This is a genomic window from Paenibacillus sp. 01T422 (assembly GCF_056398785.1).
In genome coordinates this window covers 1-12,620 of sequence record NZ_JBFTQB010000066.1, presented here as the reverse complement: position 1 = coordinate 12,620, position 12,620 = coordinate 1, and the positions used below count along the sequence as shown (strand labels likewise).

At 47.8% G+C, this 12,620-nt stretch carries 6 protein-coding genes; all 6 read right to left on the bottom strand.

All coding sequences use genetic code 11. The features are described from left to right. On the bottom strand, positions 1-5,838 hold a 5,838-nt coding region (locus AC1DUA_RS05830; protein ID WP_477498825.1), incomplete at its 3' end, for a DUF7507 domain-containing protein. Positions 5,839-5,988: 150 nt separating this feature from the next. Further along, a complete protein-coding gene (locus tag AC1DUA_RS05825; RefSeq protein WP_477498824.1) occupies positions 5,989-6,744 on the bottom strand; it encodes a methyltransferase domain-containing protein in 756 nt (251 codons plus the stop codon). 156 nt (positions 6,745-6,900) lie between these two features. Then, complete coding sequence (locus tag AC1DUA_RS05820) at positions 6,901-7,776, bottom strand: carbohydrate ABC transporter permease (RefSeq protein ID WP_477498823.1); 876 nt, start codon at positions 7,774-7,776, stop codon at positions 6,901-6,903. Positions 7,777-7,792: 16 nt separating this feature from the next. Further along, positions 7,793-8,722 (bottom strand): ABC transporter permease subunit, encoded by a 930-nt coding sequence (locus AC1DUA_RS05815; protein WP_145659498.1) that lies wholly within the window; start codon positions 8,720-8,722, stop codon positions 7,793-7,795. 70 nt (positions 8,723-8,792) lie between these two features. Continuing rightward, positions 8,793-10,448, bottom strand: a complete 1,656-nt coding sequence (locus tag AC1DUA_RS05810) for an extracellular solute-binding protein (RefSeq protein ID WP_477498822.1) — start codon at positions 10,446-10,448, stop codon at positions 8,793-8,795. Between the two features lie 260 nt (positions 10,449-10,708). Next, on the bottom strand, positions 10,709-12,620 hold a 1,912-nt coding region (locus tag AC1DUA_RS05805; RefSeq protein ID WP_477498821.1), incomplete at its 5' end, for a helix-turn-helix transcriptional regulator.

The window sequence follows — 12,620 nt, the reverse complement described above, 5'->3', positions numbered from 1 at the left end:
GCCATTAATTGTAACGCTGCCTGGAACAAAGTTTGTGGCCCCAGGAAGCTGATCAAAGAATTGAACATTATTGATGGCCTCTATGCCGCTATTGGTCACATTGGCGAAATAAGTAATTGTATCCCCGACTACGGCATCGGTGGAAGGTGTTGATTTAACGATAGCAACATTCGGAGCGGAAACTGGAATTGTTACGGTATTGGAATTCGTTGAGCCCGTAATAACGCGACCATCTGGCGGACTAAAGCTGAAGTTAGCCGTAGCCGTATTCGTTAATACCTGTGGATTCGGAAGTGAAGTAATGAGAACAGCAAATGTTACTGTGTTAGTAACGCCCGGTTGTGCAGTAAATGGAATACCTGCAGTAGGATCAGCACCTGGTTGCGTAATACCGTTTAGAACGACAGAGTTTGGTTGGAAAGTGGCCCCATTAGGGATTGGATCAACAAGGGATACACTAGCTGCGTAGTTTCCGGAATTGTTGACATTTACCGTATAGATAATGAGATCACCAATTGTTGCATTGGTTGAACTTGCCGTTTTGGCTGCAGCAAGAATTGGTTGATAAACCGATGTTGTAATGGTGTTGGAGAAGGCAACCGCCGAGAGGGCGCCAGAGGTGAAGCTGACAATACCTTGGTTATTTAATTGGGCAGGGTTAGGCAGAGCAATAACTCTGACATTAAAGGTGATCGTAACTGTTCCGCCAGTGGCGATGGAACCTAGCGCAATACCGGATATTGGATTTGGCGGAACAGGTGGTGTTGGTGCTCCGACAATGACGACGCTGCCTGGAATAAAGGATGTTCCAGATGGCAGCGGATCAGAGAATACAACATTGCTAACAGGCTCAATCCCATTGTTCATAATGACTATCGTGTACGGAATAATATCGCCAACGACGGCATCCGTCACCGTTGTACTCTTCACAACACTGACGTTAGGTGAAGACACAGATATCGTTACTGTATTTGATATGGCGGAACGGTTGAAGGTCCGGCCGTCCGGCAGTGTGAAACTGAAAGCAGCTGTTCCCGTATTGGATAAAACTTGCGGATTCGGGAGCGTATCAATCACGACAGAGAAAGAGACTGGAATCGTGGCACCTGRCTGCACGGAACCGAGATCAATGCCGATTGAAGGATCTGCTCCCGGAGCTGGCGTCGTTCCAACGAATACGCTGTTTGGTTGAAAGGAGGTCCCGGCTGGAATCGTATCGGTAAGAATGGTAGATGCCGCATAGTTGCCTGTGTTAGAAACGTTCAGTGTGTAAACGATAGTGTCCCCGACCGTTGCATTCGAAGTGCTTCCGGCTTTCAGAACTCCGATAACGGGTTGGTAAACGGGTGTTGTTATAGCATTTGAGAAGGTAGTGCTTGAGAGTGCGCCAGATGTGAAGGTTACGGCAGATTGGTTCGTTAATTGTGCAGGATTCGGTACAGAGGTAACGAGCACATTGAAAATGACTGTGACCGTTGCTCCAACCGCAATCGTGCCAAGCTGAACGCCTGTGGCCGGGTTCGGAGGAACAACCGGCGGTGGGGCGCCGATGATGACGACGCTGCCTGGAACAAACGTGCCACCTGCAGGAATTTGATCCGTGAATACGACATTGTTTACGGGGGCAATCCCGCTATTCATAATGGAAGTACTGTACGTAATCGTATCCCCTACAGTTAAAGCGGTAGAAGCCGTGCTTTTCGTTACCGTCACATTTGGCGAAGAAACCGGGAACGTAACCGTATTGGATACAACCGAGCGTGTGATGACACGGCCATCCGGCGGTGTGAACGTGTATGTAGCCGTAGCGATATTGCTGATTGTCTGCGGGCTGGGCAAAGTTTCAATCAGCACGGAAAAGCTTACTGTCTTGAAGCTGCCAGGTACGATGGTGCCAGCATTAATCCCGGTTACAGGATCTGAGCCAGGCTGAGGCAACCCATCGACTTGTGCACTATTCACTACATAGGAAGTTCCTGCAGGAATTGTATCGGTGACAATGACATCCCCCGCAAGGTTGCCTGTATTCGACACAACGATGCTGTATAAAACGGTGTCGCCTACAGTTGCGCTAGTCGTGTTGGCTGTCTTAATCGCTGTGATATTCGGTTGGGTAACGGGAGTTATGACATTATTGGAGGATGATGAGCCTGAGAAAGTTCCCGATGTAAAGCTGACCGAAGATTGGTTAATAATTTGTGGCGTTGGCATTGTGATTTTCACCTCAAAAGTCACGGTAACCGGGTTGTTAGGAGCCAGGGTACCGATTGGAATACCGGTCGACGGATTGGTATTCGGCAACGATATGCCGTTCACCATGACGCTTCCGGGAATAAATGAAGTGCTCGGATCGGCAATGCTCGTAAGAATCACATTGTTGACGTTCTCGACGCCTTGGTTGGTAATGACAATTGTATAGGTGACGGTGTCTCCTTGAACGGCAGAGGTGACATTACTAGTTGTCATCACCTTCACGTTAGGAGCTGAAACAGGAATGGTAACCGTGTTTGAAATGCCAGAGCCAGAGAGCGTTCGGCCATCTGAAAGTGTAAAGGTGTAGGTTGCACTTGCCTGATCGACCAACTGCTGCGGAGTTGGCAGGGAAGTTACCGTCGCTTCGAAGGTAACAATTTTCTTGGCTCCAACATCAAGCGTGCCGAGCGGAATACCGCTAACAGGATCAACGCCTGGAAGAGGTGCGTCATTGATGATGACGCTGTTCACGATAAACGTAGTGCCTGCGGGAATATTATCCGTTAACGTCACGTTGGCAGGAGAACTGCCGGTATTGCCCACCTCCAGTTTGTAAACAACAATATCACCGAGAACCGCCAGCGTCAGGTTGGAGCTTTTGACAATGGATAATAGGGGCTGCTGGATTTGAGTGACAACACTGTTGGAGAAAGCCGCTCCAGAGAAAACACCGGAGGTAAAGCTTACACTGGCATGATTCTCAGCCTGAGCTGGTGTTGGAACCGAAGTTACGGTTGCCCGGAAAATGACCTGTGTTGTGACGCCAGCTGCAATCGAACCGATGGAGAAGCCGGTATTCGGGTCCGCTGCAGATCTAGGCACACCATCTATCGTCACGCTTCCTGACTGGAACGTAACGCCAGCTGGCAGGGAATCCTGCAAGGTGACGCTGCTAACTTGAACAACGCTGGTGTTCGTGATGTTGAGCGTGTAAATCAGTGTTTCACCGAGAGCTGCATACGATAGATTGACTGCTTTGGTTACGACGACATTGGGGGCGGATACAGGAATATCCGTCGTGTTTGAAGAGGCACTGCCGGTTAGCGTGCGTCCATCCGGTGGTTGGTACGTATAATTTGCCGTTGCTTGATTTTGAAGTCTCGGAGGGGACGGCAGGTTCTGCACGACGACTTGAAACGTAATTCCACTTGTGCCAGAAGGCGGTATAGAGCCTGTGGGAATGCCTACTGCAGGATTGGCGCTCGGACTGGAAACGCCATTTATTGTAACACTGCCTGTCACAAACGTAGTGGATGGCGATAGGGCATCCACGACCGTTGGTAGAACAGCGATATTACCTTGATTGCGAACTTGAAGTGTGTAGGTCAGCGTTGCCCCTACTGTGACATTCGTACTGTTCACACTCTTGGTCACAGAGACAACAGCTTGAAACACTGGCGTCGTAGTCGTGTTGGTTAGGGTAGTTCCCGTAAAAGTACCTGAGCTGTAGGAAATAGAAGCCTGGTTGCTTAATTGACTGGAAGCGGGCAAAGATGTGACATTGACCTGAAAAGAGACGGTCACTGAGCTACTAGCCGCTATGGTACCTACGGCGATGCCCCCGGCAGGGGCAGAACTTGGTCTCGAAACCCCTCCGACGATTACGGTACCAGGTACAAAAGCTGCGCCTTGGGGTATCGCATCTGTGAGAATGACATTCGTGACACTTTCTACGCCAGAATTCGTGATCACCGTGCTGTATGTAAAGGTATCTCCGACAACCGCGTCGACAACACTGGTGCTCTTGACAGCGCCAACACTTGGTAAACGGACGGGAATCGTTACCGTATTGGAGCCGGCAGCTCCCGAAATTGTGCGACCGTCAGGCGGTTGAAACGTGTAAGTACTATTCGCTGTATTGACGAGCTGCGGTGGAGATGGAAGGGAATTGATCAGTACATCAAAAGTGACCGTTGATGTTCCGCCGGCTGCAACTGTGCCAATGTTTACACCTGTGACTGGATTGGCGCTAGGAATGGTGACGCCGTTAACTTTGAAGCTGTTCGCGACGAAAGACGTTCCCGCTGGGATGTTATCGGTCACGGTCATGACGGCGCTTGTATTCCCGGTGTTAGCAATTTGCAGGGTATAAGTTACCGTGCTCCCGACAGAACCGTTCGCTGTGCTTGCGGATTTCACAATCGCAATCTTCGGTGAATACACCGTAGTCGACACCGTATTCGATGGAATGACGCCTGAAATAACATTACCGCCTGCAACGCTTTGGAATGTGAAAGCGGCATTAGCTGTATTGCCCAGCGTTTGCGAATCGGGAAGACTTGTGACCGTAGCTTTATAAGAAACGGTGATAGATGAGCCAAAGGCAAGAGAGCCAAGCGGCGCACCTGTTGTAATATCGAAGGTCGGCCGTGATACGCCTGCTACGATGACACTGCCGGGTACGAAGGTTGATCCGGCAGGCAAGGGGTCGGATAAGACGATGCTGGCGGCGCTGGCCGTCCCTGAATTGGTGGTCGTTACCGTGTAAGTGATGGTATCGCCCACGACGGTTCCGGACACATTGGCGCTTTTGGTCACACTAATTTTGGGTGCGTTAATATCAACTTGAATGCCGTTGGCATTGACAACATAAGCATCCCCGGAAGTTGTCAGTTGCAGGATGGCGGAGGATTGATTGTTCGTTAACCGTGCGGAGACATCAACGTTCGTAATGTCCCAGCCTTGACGGCCTCCGCTAATATTCGATCCGGGAGCTCCATTGATTTGGTTGAGTGAGCCGAACGTCCCTGTTGTGTTAAGTGCTCCTGCATCGTTATTGATCTGTGACGCAAAAAAGTTGGCGGCAAAGTTATTGGTTCCGGATAACGCGACGAGCGAAGCCGTTGTGGGTCCGAATAACGCTTGATCCCCCGTTCGGTTCGCATCTCCTTCTTGGGCGCTGAAAAGCGCTCTACCGCCTAATGCACCTGTTACCGGTGTAGCGAATCCGGTAATGGTGGTGTTTACAGGAGGGGAGGTAGACTGGACGAGTACGGCACCTACGCGTAGTGACATGTTCCGGAAAGGCAGGTTCGTATTCTGGTAAATAACAGCGAGTGTCCAACCGCAATGATTGGCTGTCGGGTCGCCAGCAATTACGATCGTACCTGGTACATTTCCCACTGTGTAGGTGCCGGCCATTCCTTGCTGTACCTGCGTGGTGACATTTGCTGTGCGCGAATACCCGAAAGTACTAGTGCCTAGGTTAAACTCATTCCTGGTCGCAACATCGTTTGTGATGCTGAAGGTTCCTGCAGGTGTCGTAAGCGAGACGTCGTTGTTGATCACAGCGCTCAGGTCAACATTGCCGTTGATATAAGATCCGCCCCAGATCAGCTCTGCATAAAGTACGGTACTTCCTGCGGGAAATGTGAGTATGGCGGCTGAGCTGTTGGAGGTGTAGAGACTGGTGGTTCCTGCGGGATACGTTCCGAATTTCAGCGTAGTATTCACGGTTGTGAAAGCACCGATACTGTCTTGTGTTCCCGGTTGGCCTATCGTATCGGAGCGGCTTAAGCCAAGTGTATTTCCGGTGAACGTGATCGCGCCAGTCGCGTTGAGTGTGGACCTGACGACGAGAGCTATGATCGTCACCCCCTAGATTTTGAACCGTTCGTAAGATAACTGAAGGAAGTTCGCTGTGATGGCTGGTGATTTTAGGCCGATGGTTACATGGTATGATGTGAAATAGAAAACATGATTAGAAATATATAAAGATTTGTTATGACGTCAAATTTATATAGGCTTCTTTTTTTTGCTGCGAAGGATTGTTTTGGTCGATTTGATAGGCTTATGGCTATAAAAGTCCAGGGCCGGAGGATTAAGTGGCATAGGCGTTTCTGGAATGGAAGCTTCCACAACGACCGTCGGGGCAGGCTGCCTTAATGCGTCGGCCCACTGGGGCTCCCGGTATTGCTGATTGCACATCCATTGCCATTCGTCGACAGAGAGCTCCTTTTTTACAACAACGAACTGATACATAATTTCACTCACGACGTTCGGCTGAAGCTGGAGCAACAAGTCCAATTCATCCTGCTCATAGAGCGGTGGGCTAAAGGGAGATTCATAGAAAAACTCCATTTTCAACAGCCGGAAATCGAAAGGAACGGAGTTGCCCGTATAGCTGGGGACGAGGGGACTGAGTGGGCTGCCTGGCGGTTGGTGGAAATGATTGGTGAAATAACGGGGCGTATATTCATCGAATTTTTGCTTAAGATGAGGATTGGACATATGGCGAAAATGGTGGGCGTACGGGGATAGAATACAGACGATCGCTTTGTGGACACATATCCGGTGCAGCTCGGACATGACAGCTAGGAGATCGTTTACATAGGGCAGACTGCGGCTTGCCATGACAAATTCAACGGAATTATCGGGCAGCGGAATGCCATCATTCATATCGCAAACCATGTCCACTTCAGGGCCGCCGATCCGATCTATGCCAAAAAAATGCCTATGCTTATGCTCGCCGCATCCCAGATCAACTTTCATGTAGGCCTCTCCTCTCGAATGAGTAATGCTGTCCTACAGTGTATGGCCAAGTTGCTTACGAGAAACTGCTGTTGCCTAAAGCTTTCAAAAGTAAGCAAAAAAAAGAAAAAGCGCCGCAGCCTACGAAGTAGGTGAACGGCGCATAGTTCCTGTGAATTACCCTTTGACAGCGCCAATCATGACGCCTTTGACGAAATACTTTTGCACGAATGGATATAAAACAAGAATGGGCACGGATGCTACCATGATCGTTGCATATTTAATCGTTTCCCCAATTTGAAATTGATCGGCTGCATTGGCACCAGTTGACATGGAGTCGGTGTTATTCGAAATTAGAATTTCCCTTAACGTGAGCTGAAGCGGATACAGATCTCGGTCCTTCAGGAAGATGGAGGCGTAGAACCAACCATTCCATTTCTCAACGGCATAATAGAGAATCATAACAGCAATAACCGGCATGGAGAGTGGGATGATAATGCGGAATAGGATGACGAAGTGATTGGCACCGTCCATTTTCGCAGATTCCTCAAGGCTTTCAGGTACAGCCATGAAGGCAGTACGCATGATGATCAGATTGAAAGTGTTAACGGCAAAAGGTAGAATCGTAGCCCATAACGAGTCGATTAAGCCTACGCCTTTGACCACCAAGTAGAGCGGGATGAGACCGCCACTGAAGAACATCGTTATGACAACGACGAAGATAAACACATTGTTCCACATGACATTTTTACGCGAAAGGACATAAGCTCCTAACGAGGTAACGATCAGATTGGTTATGACGCCGAATACCAGGATGAAGAGTGTGTTTTGGTAACCTTTGAGAATCGCAGGGTTTTTGAAAACACTTTTGTAAGCTTCGATACTGAAGCCTAATGGCTTGAACAAGAACCCTTTGTGGGTGATTAACTGCCCAGCATCGCTGATGGAAGCGAAGGTGACGTAGAGAAGTGGATACAACGTAACGACAACGAGCAATAGTAGTACAATATGGATGATTGTAGTAAATACTTTGTCTGAGTAGCTGGTTTTCACTTCAGTCCCTCCTTTCTCACCATAAGCTGCTTTGACTTACTTTTTTACTGATTTTATTTGCTGCAATGAGCAAGGCCAGATTGATGACGGAATTGAACAAACCGACCGCGGAGCTGTAGCTCCAACCGAATTCGATCAATCCTTTGCGATAAACGAAGGAGGAAATAACATCCGCCGTATCATACGTGCTGGGGTTATACAGCAAAATAATTTTCTCGAAACCAACGTTCAATAGATTCCCCATTCGCAGAATGAACATGATCGCGATCGTCGGTAGAATACCCGGGAGGGTAATATGCCAGATTTGTTTGATTTTGTTGGCTCCGTCAATTTTCGCTGCTTCATACTGCTCCTGATCAATTCCCATGAGAGCCGCTAAATAAATGATAGACTCCCACCCGATCTTCTGCCATATTTCCGATAAAATATAGATCGTACGGAACATCTCAGGCTTCTGCAGCATCGCCGTATCACTGGCGCCAAAATGAGTCAGAAAGTTATTAATTAGCCCGCCATTATTCGTAAAATCTTTGATCATCCCAGCGATAACGATGAGGGAGATGAAATATGGCATGTACGTAACAGTTTGTACGAAACGCTGAAACCTTTTATTCGTCAACTCATTGATCAGAATCGCCAAAATAATAGGAGCAGGGAACTCGAAGCATAGCGAGTAAAGCGAGATAATAACCGTATTTTTGAGAATTCGCCAGAAATAGTAGGAACTGAAGAAGTCATTGAAATGCTGGAAGCCGACCCATGCGCTGCCCAAAATACCTTTATTCGGGGTATACTCCTTGAACGCGATCAGAGCTCCATACATTGGCGCATAATGGAAGACAAAGTAGTAGACCAGTACGGGAACCATCATCAGGTACAAATATTTGTTGAGCAAAAAATCGCGCTTGAAGCGTACTTGGAACGTAGCTTGCCCTGCTTTGCGCATGAAATCTCTCCTTTCGCCGCGAGCTTCTAGTAAAGTGGGGAGGGCGTTTGCCCTCCCCCTGGCCTGTTATCTATCTTTTGTTGTAACGATCCAAGGATGCTTTCTTGATTTCAAGCGCGCGGCTCAGTTTAACAGACTTGAATTTCTCTTGATATTTGTCGAAGGAATCTACAGGCTCAGTGCCCAAAATGATTTTAAGTGTCATTTCATCAACTAAGGTATTGAGGTCAGTCATGATTTTGGCAAGCTCTGTGCTTTCTTCCGGTGTAGCTGTGATTGGTGGCAGTTTATGTTTGTCTACGTCTGTTTTCTGCCAAGTTGTAACGGCATCACGTTGTGTTTGCAAAGCTAGATATTGCTCAATGTAGCGTTTATCTTGTACGAATGGACCATTGTAGTTACCGCGTACGTATAGGGACAGAGCTTGTGCCGGTGCTAATTTATCCGGATTTTTCATAACAAGATCGGTATATTTCGGGTAGCCATTTTCCATTTTGTAGGAAACGCCCTCGCTACCGAAGTTGAAGTAATTATGACCTTCCTCGGAGTAACCGTAGTCAAGAAGCTTCGCTGCTGTCTCAATATTTTTGGAAGAAGCTGTGATCGCAACCATACCGCCTGGCGAGAAGGATGGATCTTTCTGTCCGTACATCGCGATATCGCCTTTTTTGAGCACCGGATATGGCGCTGCAACGAGTACGCCTTTTGGATCTTTCGCCGTAATAAGCGGCTGCCATTTGCCGATACCGCCGCCTGCATTATTTACGGTAACACCTGTTGCGCCGGAGGCCATATTAGCATCTATCGCTTTGCTGTCCGCTGTTGCGAAGTTTTTATCAATCAGGCCTTCTTCATACCATTTGTGCAGGGTAGCAAGGAAGTCTTTGTAGCCTTTCTCAGCTGGACCAAATTTAATGGTGCCATTGTCAATATAGAAATCACGTGTCACGCCGTAAGCACCTGCGAATGCACCGTTTCCTAATTCATTGAAAGGCCTAGGAACACTGACAACGGAGAAGGCTGCAGTAGCGCCTTTTTTCTCTTTGAAAGCTTTAAGTGTCGTATACCAATCGTCAATCGTCTCAGGAATTGGCAGACCTAGCTCATCCAGCCAGTCTTTCCGAATAATCGGGCCTTGATAGACACGTAAGTAATCATCGCCGCGGATGAATGGGAAGGAATAGTAGCTGCCGTTATCGGTTTTTACTTGTTTGTCGATTTCAGGATGTTCTTTGAGATATTTCTTCAAGTTAGGTGCAAATTTATCAATCGTATCATTTAATTTCAAAATGTAGCCGTCTTTGATCGCTTTTTCAGGACCGCCAGGGAATGCCCCTTGCCAGTCAAACTCGATCATATCTGGAAGATCACCTGATGCTAACAAAACGTTCAATGCTTGCTGACCTTGGTTGGTAGGAGGTGCAAGGAACTTCAATGGAACACCGGTCTTTTTCTGCCAATCCTGGAAGAAAGGAATGTCTGCGTGAGCGGCTTTAACACCTGTCACGTTGCCAGGCAGTTCGCCCCAGTACGTTAGGGTCTTGTCTGATTTGAGCGGGTAGGTGACTGCTGCACCGGCAGGTGCGGATGATGCTCCGGCAGTCGCTTTCGGACTCGTGCTAGAATCTGCAGTTGGCGTGTTCGATGACGAACAAGCGACAGTCAAGCTTCCCATTAACGTTGTTGCGACAAGAACGGTGAACATTTTTTTTCTGTTTTTTTGCATAGATTGACCTCCTAAGAGTTACTCAGTTTTTCGCCAGACTAGCTGGCTTCGCAGTCGTTGCTTTGTTTTGCGCAAATTTTTGTGGTGCTCTCTGTCACACCTTTACTATATGATAACGCTTACAAAACAACCATCTGCAAATTATCCAATTGCTTCTTGAATTGTTGAGAAATGCTCTACAAAATATCCAATCGGGTCTTCAAAATAGCCAAAATAGGCCTGTAAAAAGGAGAGGACAGCCCATTGGCTGCCCCAAATATCTACTTTTCAATCAGTTCTTTGTACTTTCCTGGTGTGATGCCTTCGACCTTTTTGAAAACACGGATAAAGGCATTGATATCATTGAACCCCACCCCGTTCGCGGCATCGCCGACCGATTGCTCGTGGCTCTTCAGAAGCTGCTTGGATTTATCGATCCTGACTTTATTGATGCGATCCAGCAGACCTTCACCAACATAATCTTTGAACAGTTTCGACAAGTAGGTGGCTTTGCGGTCAAAATGGTTGCCGATCATGGTCACATTCAAATTCGCGTCAGAGTAATTATGTTCGATATAAATAGAAATTTCGTCGACCAGCTGCTGAAGCGCTTTCTGCCGCGTTTGCGACATGGCTACCTGCCGTTTGGCGGACGTATAGGCACATACCTGCTCCAGCATTTCGTTCAAATAGAGATTCAATTCCTGGACGGTTATGCTGTTTAGAAGCCGGTCGATCAGCTTGGGATTGCGGATGAAGAAGCTCTCCTGAATATCTCCGGTCTCACTAATGCTTTTCATCATGGTAGTAACCAAACATAACATTAAGGATTTGGTTAAGGAGACGGAAATCCCACGGATTTCAAAATTTTTGTTCATGATCTCGGCCAGAATACTCTTAGCGTCTTCCAATTCCCCTGATTTCACGGCATACAGGAACTGCTGTTCAATTTGCAGTGGATAATAGTAGCCGGAGGCTGGCTCACAGGGACGGTTAGCTTGCAAATCATCATAGGCGAGAATTTCCCGTCCTCCCATAACCAGCTTATAGGCCATGGAATCTAACGCTTCTAAGAGGGCTTGAGGCACACTTGATATTTTCTCATGTATGCTGCTGATCGAGATCGTCAAATGAATGTCATAGGTAGCGGAGAGGAATAGTTGCGTCTCTTCGGCGATGCGCAGCAGTTCCTCTTTGCCGTTCGTATCCTTATCCAGCGTTAAATTGACTAAGCAGGCAATTGAGTCGTCAATCTCCGTCGCATAGCCGCGGTGCCGCTTGGACGTAAGCTCTTCCACAACATTTATAATAATGAATTGGAGCAGCTTCCACTTATCCTCATCCGACGTATGGGTAATCCGTCCGAAGAATGGCGAGCTTTTATCAACAACAAACAGCATAACGGCGAAATCTTTGCGATCCAGCTTCATATCGAAGGTGGTCAAGGCTTCGGCAATTGGCATATGCCGGTCCAGCTTCCCTTTCAGGAGCTTCTCGATGAAATGTGAGCGGACCATGTGCCGCTGCTGTTCCATTTTGCTTTTGAAATCAGCCATCTCGAGCAATGTACTGTCCACCGCTTCTTGTATGAAGTGAAACTCGTTATAGCGTTCGCCAGAGGCGAGGGTCATCTTTTTGGAAAAAGCATGGACGAGGCGCCGGACGGGATTATAATTGCGCCGTAAAAAGAAGAAAGTCAGAATGCCCCCGCCAAGCAGCGAAATCGCCATGCTTATATACGTCAGATTGCGGATGTGAGCTGCTTTTTGCCAATAAATCGTACTCGGCATGATGGACACATATTTTAACTTGGAAAGGGGGGACTGAATGTTAAAAACCTCATATTTCTCATGATCTGAGCCGGTAAAATAGAAGTTTGGCGTGTTCGCTAATTTGTCGTAAGGGAAATCGCTGGGCAGCGCATGCGCCGAATTGGAAGCCAAGATTTGATTCTCATTATTCAAAATAAAGACGTGGCCTTTATTGAAAATCTCCATATTTTGAATAGCACCAAGAATACGTGACTGATCGACCATAATGACATTCGTGGCAAGCGGCTGATTGTGTTCCACGGGATAGGTACTGATATAAGCAACCGTTTTGCGCAGCCCATTATCGTCTCCGATCCGGGTCATCGGAATAAAACCTTTGAAGTTGGGACGAGTCATAATTTCTTGCCAGGCTGCAAAGGAG